This is a genomic window from Streptomyces sp. SM18 (assembly GCF_002910775.2).
GTDB lineage: Bacteria > Actinomycetota > Actinomycetes > Streptomycetales > Streptomycetaceae > Streptomyces > Streptomyces halstedii.
The window spans coordinates 4,159,515-4,175,768 of the sequence record NZ_CP029342.1; the positions used below are offsets into that span (position 1 = coordinate 4,159,515).

Here is a 16,254-nt window from a genome sequence, read left to right on the forward strand (position 1 = left end):
GGGGCCCGGGGAAATACCCCCTGGGGTATTGCTGTTACAGTCGATGTATACCCCGGGGGGTAATTTTCAGCCCGCACAGGAGAAGGAGACCGTCCGTGTTCTTCGTCGACACCCTTGAAACCGAAGGCCTGGGCAACCGCAGCTATCTGGCCGGCGGCCCGGAGGCGGCCGTGGTCGTCGATCCGCCGCGCGACGCCGACCGGGTGCTGGCGGCCGCCGCCGCGCGTGGGGTGCGCGTCGCGTACGTGGTGGAGACCCACATCCACAACGACTACGTGACCGGTGGCCCCGAGCTGGCCCGGCTGACCGGCGCCCGCTATCTGGTGCCCGCCGCCGCCCGGGTCGCCTTCGAGCGGATACCCGTGGCCGACGGCGACACCGTCACCGTGGACGCGGGGCTCGTGCTCCGCGCGCTGGCCACCCCCGGCCACACCCCGCACCACACCTCCTACGTCCTGGCCGAGGACGGCCGCGAGGTCGCCGCCTTCACCGGTGGGTCCCTGCTGATCGGCAGCGTGGGCCGCCCCGACCTGGTGGAACCGCGCCTCACCGAGGAGCTGGCACGGGCCCAGCACGCCTCCGCCCACCGGTTGGCCGCCGAACTGGACGACGCCGTCGAGGTCCTGCCCACCCACGGATTCGGCAGCTTCTGTTCCTCCTCGCAGGCGGAAGGGGACGCCACCACGATCGGCGCGGAGCGGCGGAGCAACGAGGCGCTGACGCTGGACGCCGACACGTTCGTGGCGCGGGTGCTGGCGGGGCTGGAGGACGTACCCGCGTACTACGCCCACATGGGGCCGGTCAACGCGTCCGGTCCCGCGCCGGTGGACCTCACGCCGCCCCGGATCGCCGATCCCGCCGAGATCGCGGACCGGCTCGCGGCGGGGGAGTGGGTCGTCGATCTGCGCAACCGTGCCGCCTTCTCCCGGGGCCATGTGGCCGGGACCCTCAACTTCGAGGCCGAGGGCAAGCTCGCCACGTACCTGGCCTGGCTGATCCCGTGGGGCAAGCCCGTGAGCCTGCTCGCCGACAGCCCGGAGCAACTCGCCGCGGCCCAGCGGGAGCTGGTCCGGGTCGGCATCGACCGCCCCGCCTCGGCGGCCACCGGCGACCCGGCGTCCTGGGTGCGCGCCGGGGACACCCTGCGTTCCTTCCCCCGCGCCGACTTCGCCGCCCTCGCGGAGCGGGCCGACGAGGTGGTGGTGCTGGACGTGCGCCGGGACTCCGAGCGCGCCCAGGGGTATGTCCGCGACTCCGTCCACATCCCCGTCCACACCCTGCGCGGACGCCTGGACGAAGTCCCCGCCGGGACGGTGTGGGTGCACTGCGCGGGCGGGATGCGGGCCGCCATTGCCGCGTCCCTGCTGGACGCCGCCGGACGTGAGGTCGTCGCCGTGGACGACGGCTTCGAGGCCGCCCGCGCCGCCGGACTCACCGTGGAGACGGCTGACGGCGGCTGACGGCCGACCGTGGCACGAAGGCCGCGAGGCGGCCCGGCCACCGTAACGAAACGCACCGTAACGTAACGTAAAGAACCAAGGAAACGATCATGCGCAACCCCTTCCGGCGCGGCCCCGGCCGGCTCACCCCCGCCGAGGCCCGTACCCGCACCGGCACCCCGGGCGGTGCCGTCCTGCTGGACGTACGTGAGGTCTCCGAGTGGAACGCGGGCCACGCCCCCGGCGCGGTCCACCTGCCGCTGACCCGTCTGCTGGCCGGCGCGGCTCTCCCCGGCGCCGTCGAGGGCCGTCCCGTCGTGGCGGTCTGCCGCTCCGGGCACCGCTCCCGGCAGGCCGCGAAGCTCCTGGCCGGACGAGGGGTGGACGCCCTCGACGTGGAGGGCGGCATGATCGCCTGGGAGCGGGCGGGCCTTCCCGTCACCGGCGGGCGCGGCCGGAGCGGTTCGACGGCGTGAGCGTGCTCGTCCTGGCCCTGGTCGCGGGGACCGTGGTCGGTCTGGCGCTCGGTGCGCTCGGTGGCGGCGGCAGCGTCCTGGCCGTGCCCGCCCTGATCTATCTGCTCGGCTTCACCCCGGCCGCGGCGACCACCGCGAGCCTGCTGATCGTCGCGGCCACCACCGCCACCTCCCTGTACGCGCACGCCCGCGCCGGGCACGTGCGCTGGAGGGCCGGAGCGGCCTTCGCCGCCGCCGGACTTCTGCCGGCGGCCCTGGCAGGGGCGGCCGCGACCCGGCTGCCGCAGCCCGTGCTCACGGCCGCGTTCGCCGCCGTCGCCGCGCTCGCCGCGGTCCGGATGCTCCGCCCGGCGACCGCCGCGCCGAAGGAGGTGCGGCCGCTCAAGGCGGCCGGTACGGGCGCCGGGCTCGGCGCCCTGACCGGGCTGCTGGGCGTGGGGGGAGGGTTCCTCGCCGTACCCGCCCTGGTCACGGTGCTGGCGTTCGAGATGCAGGCCGCGGTGGGGACGAGCCTGCTGGTGATCACCACCAACTCCCTGGCCTCGCTCATGACCCGTACCGGCGGGGCCGCCGGCCTGGACTGGGCAGTGGTCGCGCCCTTCGCCGGTGCCGCGATCCTGGGCGCGTGGGACGGCAGGCGCCTCGCGGCCAAGGTCTCGGGGGCCCGGCTGCAACAGGTCTTCGCCGTCCTGTTGTTGGGCGTCGCGGCCGTCATGCTGGTGGACGCCGTCGTCTGACGCGCCGGACCCCTGGCGTGGCACCGGGCCTCGGGCCTCCGGCCGGAAGTCTCCAGCCGGGCGCCTCAGGCCAGGCGCCTCAAGCCAGGAACGGCAGGCCAGGGCACCTCACACCGGGCGCCTCAGGCCAGGGAGAGGAACAGCTTCTCCAGCCGGGCGCGCATCCGGTCCTTGTCGGCGACGGTCTGCCCCTCCTCGGTGAGGCACTGCTCCAGACCCGTCGCGATGATCGAGAAACCCGCCCGGTCCAGGGCGCGGGAAGCGGCGGAGAGCTGGGTGATGACCTCCTCGCAGTCCCGGCCCTCCTCGATCATCCTGATGACCCCGGCGATCTGTCCCTGGGCCCGGCGCAGCCGGTTGAGGACCGACTTCAGCTCGTCGGCCGCCAGCTCCAGTTGCATGGTTCCTCCCGTGTCGAATACATACCCCTAGGGGTATCTTACCGTGCCCGCTCCCGAGCGGGAGGCGGTGTCCGGCCGGGGTGCACCCAGCACCACCCCGCACTCGGGTGTGTACGCCCCGTGTACCGGAGGAGTCCTCTCCGTAGCGTCGTCACCGTGGCGCACCAGGCGTCGGACGAGGGGAAGGTGACGGTCATGTTCGCTCGCAGACGGCGACCTCCGCGGCGGTCGGCCGAGGCACTGCGGCTGGTGTCGGTGAGCAAGGTGTACGGAACAGGGGGCGGCGCCGTGACCGCTTTGGACGAGGTGAGCCTGAGCCTGCGCGCCGGGACGTTCACGGCGGTCATGGGCCCCTCGGGTTCCGGGAAGTCCACGCTCCTCCAGTGTGCCGCCGGGCTGGACCGCCCCGACCGGGGGCAGATCGTGGTGGACGGCGAGGAGATGACGGGCGGCGGCGAGGCGGCGCTCACGAAGTTCCGCCGGGACCGCATCGGCTTCGTCTTCCAGCAGTACAACCTGCTGCCGACCCTCACCGTGGCGGAGAACACCACCCTGCCGCTGCGGCTGGCCGGCCGCCCCGTCGACCAGGAACGCGCCCGGACGATCCTCACCCAGGTGGGGCTCGGCGAACGCCTCACCCACCGCCCCGACGAACTCTCCGGCGGACAGCGCCAGCGCGTCGCCATCGCCCGCGCCCTGGTCACCGAGCCGAGCGTGATCTTCGCCGACGAGCCGACCGGCGCGCTGGACACCCGCAGCGCCCGCGAGGTGCTGACCCTGCTCCGGGAGACCGTACGGCTGCACGGCCGCACCGTCGTCCTGGTCACCCACGACCCGGTGGCCGCCGCCTACGCCGACTCCGTGGTGTTCCTCGCGGACGGCCGACCGGCGGGAGAACTGCGCGCGCCCACCGCCGAGGCGGTCGCGGAACGCATGACCCACCTGGGGGACCGGGCCGCGGAACGCCTGGCCCACCTCGGGGACCGGGCTGGGCAAGGCGTGAACCCCCTCGGGGACCGGGCCGCCGACCGGCATCCGCAGGGCGACCCGCTGACGGGGGTGTGAGCCGTGTTCTTCCTGGCCCTGCGTTCGGTCCGGCAGCGCCCGGGGCGCTTCGCCGCCACGCTGCTCTCCGCGTTCCTCGGCGCCGTGATCATCATGACGTTCAGCTCGCTGCTCGACACGGCCGCCGCCCCCGGGACCGACGACGTCAGCGCGGAGTCGCTGACGCTCTCGGCGAGCGTGGTCGGCGGCTACGGCTCCCTCCTCGTCTTCTTCGCCATCGCCTCCACCCTCACCGTCAACGTCCGCCAACGAGCGGCGGAGACGCACCTGTTGCGCTGCACCGGCGCCACCCCCGCCCAGATCACGCGCATGGTCGTCGGAGAGGCGGTCGTCGTCGCCACGGTCGCCACCCTGGCGGCCGTGGGCCCCGCCGTACTCGGCGGACGGGTCCTGGTCGGCCTGTTCCAGGACAGCGGCCAGGTCTCCGAACGGGTCGATCCGGTCTTCGGTCCGGTCGCCCTGGGCTCCGGGGCCGGCATCGTGCTGCTGGCCACGGCGGGCGCCGCGTTCCTCGCCGTACGCCGTGCCACCAGGGCGGCCGCCGGGGCCCGCACCCGGCGGGGCGGCCGGGGTCGCGCCCTCTCGGGCACCGCCGCCCTGGTCGCGGGAGCCGCCGGCATCTCGGCCACGTACGCCATGGACGGCACCGAGGAAACGCTGATGGCCTTCCCCGCCTACGGGGCCATCCTGCTGTCCGTGGGCTTCGCCGTCCTCGCCCCGTCCCTGCTCGGCCGGGTCCTGGGACGGCTCCAGGGCCCGGTGGACCGGATCGGCGGAGCGAGCGGCTACCTGACCACACGCCACCTGCGCCGACGCGGGGCGGAACTCTCCGGAGTGCTCATGCCGATGATCATCTTCACCGGCATCGCGACCGCGACCCTCTACATCCAGGCCGTCGAGAGCGACTGGGTCACGGCGTCGGGCCTGGCCAAGACCGTGGACGACAAGAACGTGGAGACCCTTAACCTCGTCGTCGTCGGCATCGTCGTCGTCTTCTCCTGCGTAATGCTCGTCAACAGCCTGTACGCGGCCACCTCCTACCGGGGCGGCGAGTTCGGCCGGCAACGCCTCGCCGGGGCCACCCCGCGCCAGGTCCTGGGCACGGTCGGCTGCGAAGCGGTGGTCCTCACCCTGACCGGGCTGTTCCTGGGCACGGTGGCGGGGGTCGCGGGCATCATCCCCTTCACCATGGTCCGCACCGGCCAGGTGCTGCCGGACCAGGGACCGGGCACCTGGCTGGCCGTCGTCGCGGTCGCCACCGCCGCGACCCTCGGCACGACGCTGGCAACCGCCCGCACGACCCTGCGCACCCCGGCCGTGGACGCGGTCGCCGTGGGCGCGTGAGGGCCGGGGCGACGCGTGGCCGGGTGGGCTGTTACGGCGTACCGCCTGGGAGGCAGGAGCGCGAGCGTGATCACAAGGCACCGAGAAGCGCGGCCAGTTCCGCGCCGGAGGGCCGGTCCTGGGGGGAAGGGGCCAGACAGGCGGTGACGGCTTCCTCGAACTCGGGGAACCGCCAGGGCCGCACATCGCTCAGAGGAGTCGTCCCGGCCTTCGCGATGACCTTGAGCATCTCCTCACGCGGGGTGTCGTCCTCGTAGGCGAAGGGCCGGTTTCCCGTCCAGCACCAGAAGAGCGAGGCCCCCAGCCCCCAGATGTCGGCCGGCCACTCGGCCTGGACATGCGTATCCGGTGCGGTGCGCAGGAGACGGTCCGCGATCTCGGGGGCGGTGGTGTGGGTGAGTGCTCCCCGGTACGGCAGGCGGTCTACGGGCGTGGGGCCGCAGGCGAGGGTGTAGTCGATCAGGTGGGCGGTGCCCGCGTCGACGAGGGTGTTGGTGGGCTGGACATCGGCGTGCGTCCACCCTGCGGCGTGTAGGAGGGCGAGGCGTTCGGCCCAGGTGCGGGCGATACCGAGGAGCCAGGGGCGCACGGCAGGACTGTCTCCTTCAGGACCGCGCGTGGTCGAGAGGGCGCGCCAGAGTTGTTGCCCACCGATCCAGCGCACGGCGAGCCAGTGTCCGCCTTCCCAGGCACCGGCCGCGACCCGGTACGTGGGATCCAGCGCGCCGACGCCGATGAGAGTGGTCAAGACAGCGTCTTCCCGGCCGACTTCGCTCACCGTGCCACGGGCGGCGCCGCCTCCGGGCGCATCGGCCTTGAGAGCCAGGCGCACATGGTCGCCCGTCAGCCGCCAGACCTGGGAGCCGCGCCGACGGCTGACGGGCTCCGCGACGAGAGGGCAGCCGAAGCGGCCTTCGAGGACGCCGACGGCTTCGGCCGGAGGCGGGATCACAGCAGGCTCCGTGCCCATGTCCGGATGTCCTTCCAGTCGCGTGGCAGGTGAGCGAACACGTCCCGCCCGTCGTCTTCGCCCACGGCGAGTGCTTCACGGGCAGCCTGGGCGCCGGAGGAGGGGGAAGCGGGCATGAGCTGTTCGTACGGCTTCCAGAAGGTGTACTTCTCGTGCGGCACGGCTCGTTGCCCCACAGCTTCGAACGCGGCTGCGCGGAGAGCTACGGTCTCGGGCGCCCGGTGTTGGGATCGATCCCGACGAACCGTAATGCCATGGCTGCCTCCACTGCCGAGTCGGTTGCGCACCGTTGCGCGCAATGACCGTGGCGTGTCCGGTGGGCAACCGTCAATCCCCCGAGACGGTCATGAATGCTCCCGTTCCGGAGGTCAGTGGTTCCACCCTCCGGCCACGAATGCGCTCCAGGCGTCGGGGGAGACCGTGAGGGCCGGGACGGTCAGGTCCTTGGAGTCCCGTACGTGGACGGCGTGCGGGCAGGTGGCGACCTCTACGCAGTCGCCGCCCTCGTTGCCGCTGTACGTGGACTTGGTCCAGGCGACGGCGATCTCCAGGCAAGCTCCCCCTTGGTCGCCGCTGTAGCTGCTCTTGAACCACTTGAGTTCGGTATTCATAGCTCTGCCGCCACCGTTTCGATCAGTTTTGCGGACTCTTCTGGGCTGAGTGCTTGAGCTCGCAGAATGCCATACCGAGCAAACAGATCGCCCACGTCAGGCTGGTCGTCCACGAAGTAACTGCCGCTCTGGCCTTCGATGTAGGCAAGCTGCCGACGTTCGTCCGTGTCCAGGAGGATCATCGGTCCGTTCAAGGCCGCGTGGGTCTCGCGGTCGGGTGGCATGACCTGGATCTCCACGTTGCGTTTCCTGCCAACTTCAAGGACGCGATGCAGCTGTTCCTTCAGCACGGCTCTGCCGCCGAGCGGCCTCGTGAGCGTGATCATCTCCAGCACGAAGCTGATGACCGGCGCCGGCTTTCGTTGGAGCAGACACTGCCGCTCCATGCGTGTCCACGCGCGCATCGACTTCCTCGTCCTCCAGCGGCGGGCAATGGCAGTTGAAGACTGCCCGCGCGTAGGCGGGTGTCTGGAGCAAGCCGGGGATCAGGTGGTTCTCGTACCAGTGGACGGCGGCAGCCTTGGCCTCCTCGTCGGCGAACGCACGGAACCACGAGGGCATATGGCTGAAACGCAGCTCAGTTGCGGTGGTGATCAGTGCACCTTGTGCACCCAGGGTCGCGTCCGCGAGGGATACGAAGTTACCCCTGGGCGGACGCAGTCCCCGTTCCACCATCGCCACCTGCGACTTGGAGAAACCGATCTTCACGCCCAAGGCCTCCTGGGACAGCCCGGCCCGTTCGCGGTAGAAACGGAGGAGCGTGCCGAACATCTCCGCGTTGCTGCTTCTCTGCTCACCGGAGTGCACAGCTCCACCTCCCGAGTACACGACAGTGCACAGACGCCCTGTGACTCTGGTCACCGTATGTGTCGGCGCTCACGCTGTCCGTATGGAACAGAAAAGTTCACCGGAGTCGGTGCCGTCCTGGATTCCCGCGAGCGGGCACGCCCTCCGGCATACGGGGGTGCACTTCGACGCCGTGCGGATGGTCGGCGTGCTGGGCGAGCAAGTGGCGTACGAGATCATGCAGTTCACGAACTTCCAGGCCGGGCCGATCGTGCGGTCCTGGGTCGGGGAGCGGAACGTGTACTTCCTGCTGCCGCCACGGTCCGCCGCCGCGTATCCGTGGCCGGCGGGTGCGCGCCTCATGGGGCGGGACGCGCGGTGTGACGCCTTCTGGGGGTTCCGGCGCTCGACGGGCGTACCTGGCCGCTGGACTGGCGCTCGAAACCGACGCGTGAGGTGCCGTACGTCGATCCGGGGCTGTTGCACGAACTGACGCTCGGTGTTCTGGAGAGTGCCTGATCGAAGGAGTGTTCCCCTGCCCTGTGGGTGCTGGGAGCCCCTCCGGTGCGATAGCGTGATCGCCTCATTACGCTCTGTGCGCACGCGTGCGCAGGGCGGCCCCCGGGGGTGCTACCAACACCCGGCCGAGGGCCTTCACCCGCTAGTGGAACCAGGAGTCCACCAGGAATGCTTCGGCATGCTATCGCGCCCTCTCGGCGCTACACGAAGGCTTCGCACGATGTCGTGCGCCATCCGCGTCTCACCAGTGACGCGAAGATTCTCCTGCTGTATGTGCAGGGGCTCACCACCGAGTCGGCGGACAAACCGCTCAGTGAACACGCGCGGAAGCTCGGCATCACCGGACGGGCGTACCAGAAGGCCAAGGAACTCCTCGTGGTGAACGGGTTCCTGCACGAGCGGCGCCAGCAGGGCGTGCGTGGGCTCTGGGCTACGGCGCAACTGCTCTCGAACGTCTCCCTGACGCCCGCCGAGGCCGCCACGGTCTGCCTGGGGCGTGCCTCGGAGGGCTCGGAGGCCCCCGAGACCGCGATGTGTCCGGGTGCGCCGGATCCGGCTGTCGGTGAACCGGCCATCGGTGAGCCGGTGGACCGGGTGGTCGGTGGTCAACTACCGGTAGACGAAGAACGGGAGAAGAACTCTCCCCACCCACCCTCCGAAGCGAAGCCGGACCCGGACCCGGACCCGGCCCCGGAGGTAAAGCCGGAGCCGGGGGCAGCCCCGGACGCGCCGTTGCCGCCGGATGTCGCCGAGGGTGAGCGCGTGTTGCTGTCGTTGCGGCACGCGTGCCGGGAGTTGTACCTCGGTGCCAAGGAGGCCCGGACCCTCGCCGCCCTGGCCGCCGAATGGCTGCGGCGGGGCATCACGGCGGCCCAGTTGCGGCGGGTGCTGACCAGTGAACTGCCGGACGGTGGCGTACGGTCGGCGGTCGGGTTCCTGCGGTACCGGCTCGTGCACAAGCTGCCGGAGGAACCACGGCCGGAGGTGCCCGCGCCGAAGCCGGTGGTGGCCGCGATGATCCCCTGTGCGGGACCGGGCGAGGAACACCTCTTCCGGCCGGCGCGCGGCGAGGAGCTGTGCGGCCCGTGCGGACGGGCGGAAGCCCGGCGCTTCTGGCTCCGACAGCGGGAGTTGGCCGAGGGGCAGCCTGCCCCGCTGCCGTGGCGGGAGCGGTTCGCGGCCGTCAACGGGCCCCGTGTCGAGCCATGCTGAGACACAGAGGCCGGGCCGTGCGTGGCGGCTCGGCGGGGAAGGGGGCTCGGAGTGGACACGAGGAGCACGGCGCGGGCGGCGTCCAAGGGTGCGAGCGAAGGCGCCGAGCGCGTGGTCGAGGCCTTCGACGGTCAGGGCCGGTACGCGACGCGCGCCTGGGTGGAGAAGAGGCTGCGGGCGTCGGAGCGCATCGACGACGCGGTGCGCCTGTACGGAGGGTGGACGTCGGAGATGCTCCGGCTGGACGTCTCCGGACCCGGAGGCCGACGCTCGCTGGTGCTCCGGTCGTTCACCAAGTCCTTCTACGTCCGGCATGCCGAGGGGCTGCTGACACGGGAGGCGGACGTCCAGCGGTTGCTCGAAGACACCGATGTGCCCGCCGCCCGGCTCGTCGCCGTTGATGCCACGGCGGAGTACTGCGACCATCCCTCGTTGCTCATGACCCTGCTGCCGGGCACCGTGCGCCTGACCGACGAGGGGGCGGACCGGCGTGCCGACCTGCTGGCTCGCCGGCTCCTGAGCATTCACCAGCTGCGGGTGGGTGAGGCGGACCGGCCCCGGGTCTACCAGGCGTGGACCGGGCCTGAGCGGGTGAACGTCCCCCCGGACACCGGGCGTCCGGAGCTGTGGCAGCGAGCCGTGGACGTCATCCGCCGTGAACCGCCCGAGCACACGGCCCGCTTTCTGCACCGGGACTTCCACCCCGGCAACGTCCTGTTCGTCGGGGAGGGTGAGGACCTGCGCATCAGCGGTGTCGTCGACTGGGTGGAGACCTCCTGGGGGCCGGCCGACCTGGACGTCGCCCACTGCTCGACGGCCCTGGCCCTGCTGCACGGAGTTCCCGCCGGTATGCGCTTCGCCGACCGCTACGTCGCGGCGGGTGGCGTACTGAGCCGGGACCGCGCCGCGCATCTGTACTGGCGTCTGCTGGACGCCCTGGCCTACGCGCCGGACGCCGAGAAAGTCGCCGTGCCCTGGCGGGAACTGGGCCGCGCCGACCTCGATCCCGCTCTGCTGACCGGCAGGCTGGAGGGCTACCTCCAGGCACTCCTGGACCGTTACGCGTGAGGCCGGAACCGGCTTGCGAGCGGGTGCGGGAGGACCCGCCGCACGGCGCCCTGAAGAGTGCCTGGTCGAAAGACTGTGCGCTTGTCATATGCCTACAGGGGGCGCGGCTCACTGCGGTACCGTGAGCGCGCTCTCACGCTCCGTGCGCGAGGAGCGACAGCCCCCGGCGGTGCCACCCGCGCCGGTCCGAGGGTCATCACCGGCCTGTGGAGCAGGAGTCCACCAGGACTGCTCCGGCACGTCGGCGCGGCTTCCCGGCACCCCGCGAAGGCCGCGTGCGATGTCATGGCCCGTCCGCCCGTGTGGGCGCCGGGAGTTGTGGCGCTCCAGCGGCGAGGAGCGGTTGGCGGGGCGCGAGTTGGCAGCGGCTCGGGGCGCCTCGGTGTCGTGCCGGATGCGGCGCGCCGTCGGCGACAGGCCGTACGGGGTGCGGTGCGGGGACATGCGTTCGTACCCGGTGCTGCGGCGCGGCGGAGAAGGGGTTCGGGGGCGGAGGCGAGGAGAATGGCGCAGGCGCCATGCAGAGGTGACGAATCCTCTCCCGCGCTCGCGACACCGCTCGGCCGCCGCGAACGGACGGAGATGTGGCAGACGAAGGAGGGACCGTCGTGGATGTCTCGGTGGATCAGGTGACCGGCACGGTCGACCTGGCTCGTACCCGGGCCCGTGGGCAGCTTCTCGAAGCGGGGCTGGAGCTGTTCGGGGTCTACGGCTACGCACAGACGTCGGAGCAGGCGTTGTGCGAGGTGGCCGGGGTGCCGGAGGAAGTGCTGTGGGAGGAGTTCGGCTCCCGTGAGGGTGTGCTGATGGCCATCCACAACCGCGTGACGACCAAGGGGCTGCGGGCGTCCGAACAGGCCCTGCTCTCGGAGGGGATGGACGACTGCCCGCTGGGCATGCGCTTCCGGCGCCTCTTCGACGCGTATGTGTACGCGGTGACCAAGGATCTCCGCGAGGCCCGGGTGACGTTCGTGGAGGTGCTGGGGGTCAGCCCGGCCGTGGACGAGCACTGCAAGCGGTGGAAGGACCTGTGGGCGGACTTCCTGACGGGTGAGGCCGAACGCGCCGCCGTACGCGGGGAGGTGGAGGAGCGGGACCACCGCGTGGTGGTGATGGTGATGGTGGGTACGGTGCACGAGCTGATGGCCCATCACAGCCGCCGGGCCCGCCGCGCCAGGCCCGAGGAGGTCTCGCAGGAACTCACCACGCTGGGCCTGGAGATGATGGGCATCGCCTCCCCCGTGGAGTAGACCGCGCGGCGACCGGGGGCGCGACGGGCCGAGTCGGAACGTCACGTGTGCCGCGACCGGGGGCGCGGCGGGCCGGGTCATAGCGTGACGTGTGCCGCGACCGGCAGGTGGTCGCTTCCCGTCGCCGGGAGGGACCAGAGGTGGGTGACCGTTGCCGAGCGGGTCAGTATCTGGTCGATCCGGGCCAGGGGCAGCTTCGCCGGCCAGCTGAAGGCGGCGTCCGTGTCCGGCCGGGTCATGCGGGAGGTGACGGGGGACAGGCCCCGGTCGTCCAGCGTGCTGTTCAGGTCGCCGAGCAGGATCACCCGGTCCAGCGGTTCGGCGGCGAGCGCTTCACCGAGCAGGGCCGCGCTCTCGTTCCGCCACGCGGCCCGGAAGCCGGTGACGCCCATCCGCACGGAGGGAAGGTGCGCCACGTACACGGCGACATCGCCGTGCGGTGTCCTGGCCGTCGCCCGCATGCCCCGGTCCCAGCCGTACGCGATCCCCTGCGGCTTGATGTCGGTCTTCCGGACGTCGGAGAGCGGGTACCTGGACCACAGCCCGACCGTGCCCTGGGCGGCGTGGTACGGGTAGTCGGCCCCCAGCACCCCCTGGTACACCGGGATCGCGGCGGGCATCAGCTCCTCCATGGCGATGAGGTCGGCGCCCGTGGCACGCAGCGCGCGGGCGGTGCCGGAGGGGTCCGGGTTCACGTCGCTGACGTTGTGCTGGACGACCGTGAGGTCCCCGTCCGAGCCGCCGGGGAGCAGCAGCCCGCCGAAGAGCGCGGACCACGCCACCACCGGCAGCAGCAGTGCGCACAGGGCGGTGTACGAGCGGCGCAGCAGGCCCTGGACCAGCAGTACGGGCACGGCGAGACCCAGCCAGGGCAGGAACGTCTCCAGCAGGCTGCCGAGGTGGGCGGGGGTGTCCGGGACGGCGGAGTGGAAGACCAGCAGCAGGGCCGTGAGCACGGCGACCGACGCGAGGACCCGCCCCCGCCCCCAACTCCACCGAGCCGAGCCGCCGCTGCCCCCGGTCTTCCCCATGCCGTGCCCCGTGTCCTGTCCTGTCCGCGCCGTCGTGCCCCGTACGGCGACCGTGCCTGTACGGCGACCGTGCCCCGCTCCCGCGTGAACCGTGCCCCGTTCCCGCGTACGGCCAAGGGGCCGGAGTCCGCTTCCGTGCGGGCGGCTTCCCGTGGAGGACGACGCCGGGGGTGCCGGTACGGTTCCGCTGCCCCCGGCCGTGAGCCGCTTCGGGGCCGGGATGCGCGCCGCCATGACGCCGACGCGGCAAGGGGGCGACGGGCCTCAGACCGTGGCCAGGGCTCCCGCGTACGGGCCGCCGACGCCCCACGCCTGGTGCATGGCGTCGGCGAACGCGGCGGCCAGGCGGTGTTCACCGCTGGGGCCCGGGTGGGTGCCGTCGTAGGTGTCCGTGTGGATGTCGTATCCCTGCGGGCGGGAGGCCAGCAGCAGCGGGGACGGCCCGGTGTCCAGGTCGGCCACCGCCTTCGCGAGGAGGGTGTTGAAGCGGTCGCACTCGGCGGCGAAGGGGGCGTCGGACTCCGCCCGTATGTTCGGTATCACGGGCAGCAGGACCATCCGGACACCCGGGTTCGCCGTGCGCGCCGCGGTGATGAACTCCCGTACGTTCAGGGCGGTCTGGCCGCTGTCCGTGTAGAAGCCGAGGTCTATCAGGCCGAGTGAGACCAGCAGTACGTCCGCGCGGGCGGCGGTGACCGCGTCCGCGACGACCGGGGCCATGTGCAGCCAGCCCTCGCCCCATCCCGCCAGGTGCCGACGGGCGTGGGCGGGGAAGGACGGATCGCCGTACGCGTGGGAGAGCGGGGCGCCCGCCTCGGTGTCGTACAGCTCGGTGCGCGGGCCGGTGATCGCGTAACCGCCCTCGCCGAGCGTCGCTTCGAGGTGCTGCCACATGCGGTAGCGCCAGGTGAAGTCGCCGGCGCTGCCCACGGTCATGCTGTCACCGACGAAGAGAAAACGCATGGCCACATCATGGCCGATCGCCGCTACGCGCCGGTACGTGACAGTGGACACTTGGGGCATGAGACCGTCGCTGCCCCTCTCCGCCGCCGCTGCCGCCCTTCTGCTGTGCGTGGGGGCGGCGCCCGCCGTGGCGGACGACGGCAAGGCCGACCAGAACTTCACGATCAAGGACCCCCGGATCACCGAGTCCAGCGGTCTCGCCGCGAGCCGTATCCATCCCGGCGTCTACTGGACGCACAACGACAGCGACGACGGGCCCTTCGTCTTCGCGGTGGATTCGCGGACGGGCGAGACGGTGGCGACGATCACCATGCGGGGGATCGGTGAACCCCGCGACGTGGAGGCGATCTCGCTCGGGCCGGACGGGAACCTGTACGTCGGGGACATCGGTGACAACCTCGACGGTTCCTGGGACCACGTGTGGATCTACCGCTTCCCCGAACCCAAGCGGCTCGCGGACGCCACCGTGCAGGCCACCCAGTTCGACGTGACGTACGCCGACGGGCCCCGCAACGCCGAGGCGCTGATGGTCCATCCGAAGACCGGCCGGGTCTACATCGCCTCCAAGAAGGAGGACGGAGGCGGGCTCTACGAGGGCCCCAAGGAGCTGGCCACCGGGCGGAACAACGTCTTCCGGCGGGTGGGCGAGGTGCCGTGGGTGACGGACGGGGCGTTCTCCCCGGACGGCCGGCACCTGGTGCTGCGCTCCTACTTCAGCGCCCGGGGGTACGAGTTCGAGAACGGCCGGCTCGGCGCGGACCACGCGGTGGTCGTGCCCTTCCAGCGGCAGTCGGAGTCGGTGACCTACACGGCGGACGGCTCGGCCATGATGTTCGGCTCCGAGGGGAAGAACAGCCGCGTGGTCCGGGTGGAGGCCAAGGCCGAGGACGGGTACGACGGGAAGGACGGGACGAAGGAGGGCGGCGGGAGCGGCGGCACCGCGCCCTCCGGGACGGCCTCGGGCACGGGGAGCGGGGAGGACGGGGACGGGGACGGTGCCGAGAAGGGCACGGTGACCGGGGGCGCGGTGCTGCTCGCCGTCATCGCCCTGGCCGTCTTCGGCTTCCGGAAGCGGCGCGGGTGAGACCGGGGCGGGGCCCCGGCCCGGACCGGTGGCCGGACCCGGCCCCGGCCTCGGCCCCGGCCCCGGCCTCGGCCCCGGCCTCGGCCCCGGAGCCGGACCGGTGGCCGGTCCGGTCCCGTACCCGGCCCCGGACCCGGCAGTCGGCCCCTCGGCCCGTTCAGCTCTCGTCGGTGAAGGGCCGCAGTTCGTAGTGCAGCGTCCGGTCGCGCTTCAGCCGGTGGGCGAGGGGCACGGCCACGCCCTGGAGCGCCGGGTACTTCCGGGACAGCGTCCGGGCGGCATGCGTGTTCTCCTTCGAGTCCTGCGGCAGGAGCCGCGCCCAGGCCTTCACCGGCGGCCCGGTCGGCGCGCCCCGCACGGTGCAGGGAGCGATCTCCACCACGGGGTGGTTGCGCATCCTGTCGACCTTCCAGGCCGAGGAGAACGTACGGATGTACGCGTGATCGCCCTCGACGGCGATGCTGACGGGGGTACGGGCAGCGGATCCGTCCGGCCTGCGGCTGCTGAGCAGGACGGTGTACTGCTTCACAAAAGGCTCTAGCTCACGGATCGTCTCCATATGTCCCATGGTGCACGAAAGAGGGTGACCCGCTCGGCCGGTCCTCGGCCGGTCCGCGTTCGGTCCTCGGTCAGGCCTCCGGGAGTCGAGGGCCCCGGCGGGCGGAGCCCGGGACCGGCGTAAGGTCGCCGTCCATGACGACGCCCGCCGGGCCACAGCCCTTCGCGACCGGCCGCCTCGACGCCGTACCGCTCGACCCCGCGCACGCGGACGAGATGGCCGCCGTCCTCGCGGACCATGCCCTCTACACGTACACCGGAGGCGGCCCGGAGGACGCGCGCGCCCTGCGGGCCCGCTACGAGCGGCAGACCGCCGGTTCGCCCGACCCGGCCGAACGGTGGTGGAACTGGGTGCTCCGGGTCCGCGCCGAAGGCCGCCTGGCCGGCTATGTGCAGGCGACCGTGCGCGAGGGGCGGGCGGAGGTGGCCTGGGTGGTGGGCGCCGGGTGGCAGGGCCGGGGGTACGCCAAGGAGGCCGCGACGGGCCTGGTGCGCCACCTGCTGGGCCGTCCGCCGGGCGGGGAGGAGATCCGTACGGTCGTCGCCCACATCCATCCCGGTCACACGGCCTCCGCCGCCGTGGCCGCCGCCGCGGGTCTTGAGGCGACCCCGGAGTGGGAGGACGGGGAGGTGCGGTGGCGGCGGAATGCGCCGTGGAGCGCGGACACCGGCCACGACAGGGAGTGAAATGTCCTCTATCTTCGTTATGCGCGTTCCTGTGTGCGTGCCGTGACGAGTGA

The 16,254-nt window shown here is 72.2% G+C and carries 17 protein-coding genes and 2 pseudogenes; 11 read left to right on the plus strand and 8 right to left on the minus strand.

The genetic code is table 11. The features are described from left to right. Positions 1–95 precede the first annotated feature (95 nt). From B9S64_RS18860 to B9S64_RS18870, 3 genes are all read left to right on the plus strand, one after another. Positions 96–1,460, plus strand: a complete 1,365-nt coding sequence (locus tag B9S64_RS18860) for a rhodanese-like domain-containing protein (RefSeq protein ID WP_103489076.1) — start codon at positions 96–98, stop codon at positions 1,458–1,460. A gap of 89 nt (positions 1,461–1,549) precedes the next feature. Then, positions 1,550–1,915, plus strand: a complete 366-nt coding sequence (locus B9S64_RS18865; RefSeq protein WP_103489077.1) for a rhodanese-like domain-containing protein — start codon at positions 1,550–1,552, stop codon at positions 1,913–1,915. Next, positions 1,912–2,652 carry a sulfite exporter TauE/SafE family protein gene (locus tag B9S64_RS18870; RefSeq protein ID WP_103489078.1) on the plus strand — a complete coding sequence of 247 codons (741 nt, stop codon included), beginning with the start codon at positions 1,912–1,914 and terminating at the stop codon, positions 2,650–2,652. Before B9S64_RS18865 ends, B9S64_RS18870 begins: the two co-directional genes overlap by 4 nt. Positions 2,653–2,774: 122 nt before the next feature. On the opposite strand, the gene B9S64_RS18875 is transcribed toward B9S64_RS18870, so the two are convergent. Then, positions 2,775–3,053 carry a metal-sensitive transcriptional regulator gene (locus tag B9S64_RS18875; protein WP_103489079.1) on the minus strand — a complete coding sequence of 93 codons (279 nt, stop codon included), beginning with the start codon at positions 3,051–3,053 and terminating at the stop codon, positions 2,775–2,777. 195 nt (positions 3,054–3,248) lie between these two features. Between B9S64_RS18875 and B9S64_RS18880 the strand changes: the two genes are divergently transcribed. Both B9S64_RS18880 and B9S64_RS18885 read left to right on the plus strand, forming a co-directional pair. Next, positions 3,249–4,118 (plus strand): ABC transporter ATP-binding protein, encoded by an 870-nt coding sequence (locus B9S64_RS18880; protein WP_103489101.1) that lies wholly within the window; start codon positions 3,249–3,251, stop codon positions 4,116–4,118. 3 nt (positions 4,119–4,121) lie between these two features. After that, positions 4,122–5,462, plus strand: coding sequence for an FtsX-like permease family protein (locus tag B9S64_RS18885; RefSeq protein ID WP_103489080.1), 1,341 nt, complete (start codon positions 4,122–4,124; stop codon positions 5,460–5,462). Between the two features lie 70 nt (positions 5,463–5,532). Here the strand turns inward: B9S64_RS18885 and B9S64_RS18890 are convergent, their stop codons facing one another. The 4 genes and pseudogenes from B9S64_RS18890 to B9S64_RS18905 form a co-directional block, all read right to left on the minus strand. Continuing rightward, entirely contained in the window at positions 5,533–6,432 is a 900-nt protein-coding gene (locus B9S64_RS18890; protein ID WP_103489081.1) for a hypothetical protein, read from the minus strand. After that, the gene (locus B9S64_RS18895) at positions 6,411–6,593 is read right to left on the minus strand and encodes a hypothetical protein (RefSeq protein ID WP_093532033.1); all 183 of its coding nucleotides are present in this window, start codon (positions 6,591–6,593) and stop codon (positions 6,411–6,413) included. Before B9S64_RS18895 ends, B9S64_RS18890 begins: the two co-directional genes overlap by 22 nt. A gap of 207 nt (positions 6,594–6,800) precedes the next feature. Beyond that, positions 6,801–7,043 (minus strand): DUF397 domain-containing protein, encoded by a 243-nt coding sequence (locus B9S64_RS18900; RefSeq protein ID WP_093532034.1) that lies wholly within the window; start codon positions 7,041–7,043, stop codon positions 6,801–6,803. Beyond that, a pseudogene (locus B9S64_RS18905) lies at positions 7,040–7,814 on the minus strand (Scr1 family TA system antitoxin-like transcriptional regulator). The gene B9S64_RS18900 and the pseudogene B9S64_RS18905 overlap by 4 nt, the downstream one beginning before the upstream one ends. A 118-nt stretch (positions 7,815–7,932) precedes the next feature. Between B9S64_RS18905 and B9S64_RS35100 the strand changes: the two are divergent. From B9S64_RS35100 to B9S64_RS18925, 4 genes and pseudogenes are all read left to right on the plus strand, one after another. Beyond that, a pseudogene (locus B9S64_RS35100) lies at positions 7,933–8,348 on the plus strand (hypothetical protein). 168 nt (positions 8,349–8,516) lie between these two features. Continuing rightward, positions 8,517–9,560: a hypothetical protein gene (locus B9S64_RS18915; RefSeq protein ID WP_103489082.1), complete on the plus strand. Its 1,044-nt coding sequence runs from the start codon at positions 8,517–8,519 to the stop codon at positions 9,558–9,560. A gap of 111 nt (positions 9,561–9,671) precedes the next feature. Then, the gene (locus B9S64_RS18920; protein WP_355973115.1) at positions 9,672–10,628 is read left to right on the plus strand and encodes a phosphotransferase; all 957 of its coding nucleotides are present in this window, start codon (positions 9,672–9,674) and stop codon (positions 10,626–10,628) included. Positions 10,629–11,236: 608 nt separating this feature from the next. Continuing rightward, positions 11,237–11,878, plus strand: coding sequence for a TetR/AcrR family transcriptional regulator (locus B9S64_RS18925; RefSeq protein WP_028439408.1), 642 nt, complete (start codon positions 11,237–11,239; stop codon positions 11,876–11,878). 77 nt (positions 11,879–11,955) lie between these two features. Here B9S64_RS18925 and B9S64_RS18930 read toward each other — a convergent pair whose 3' ends face one another. Together B9S64_RS18930 and B9S64_RS18935 are read right to left on the minus strand one after the other, a co-directional pair. Beyond that, on the minus strand, positions 11,956–12,909 hold the full coding sequence (locus B9S64_RS18930; protein ID WP_103489083.1) for an endonuclease/exonuclease/phosphatase family protein: 954 nt from the start codon (positions 12,907–12,909) through the stop codon (positions 11,956–11,958). Positions 12,910–13,173: 264 nt separating this feature from the next. Beyond that, positions 13,174–13,872 carry a GDSL-type esterase/lipase family protein gene (locus tag B9S64_RS18935; protein WP_093532037.1) on the minus strand — a complete coding sequence of 233 codons (699 nt, stop codon included), beginning with the start codon at positions 13,870–13,872 and terminating at the stop codon, positions 13,174–13,176. Positions 13,873–13,930: 58 nt separating this feature from the next. Between B9S64_RS18935 and B9S64_RS18940 the strand changes: the two genes are divergently transcribed. After that, positions 13,931–14,956 carry a hypothetical protein gene (locus tag B9S64_RS18940; protein WP_103489084.1) on the plus strand — a complete coding sequence of 342 codons (1,026 nt, stop codon included), beginning with the start codon at positions 13,931–13,933 and terminating at the stop codon, positions 14,954–14,956. A gap of 157 nt (positions 14,957–15,113) precedes the next feature. Here the strand turns inward: B9S64_RS18940 and B9S64_RS18950 are convergent, their stop codons facing one another. Beyond that, on the minus strand, positions 15,114–15,515 hold the full coding sequence (locus B9S64_RS18950; RefSeq protein ID WP_103489085.1) for a PPOX class F420-dependent oxidoreductase: 402 nt from the start codon (positions 15,513–15,515) through the stop codon (positions 15,114–15,116). A gap of 134 nt (positions 15,516–15,649) precedes the next feature. Between B9S64_RS18950 and B9S64_RS18955 the strand changes: the two genes are divergently transcribed. After that, entirely contained in the window at positions 15,650–16,201 is a 552-nt protein-coding gene (locus B9S64_RS18955) for a GNAT family N-acetyltransferase (RefSeq protein WP_103489086.1), read from the plus strand. Positions 16,202–16,254: the final 53 nt, after the last annotated feature.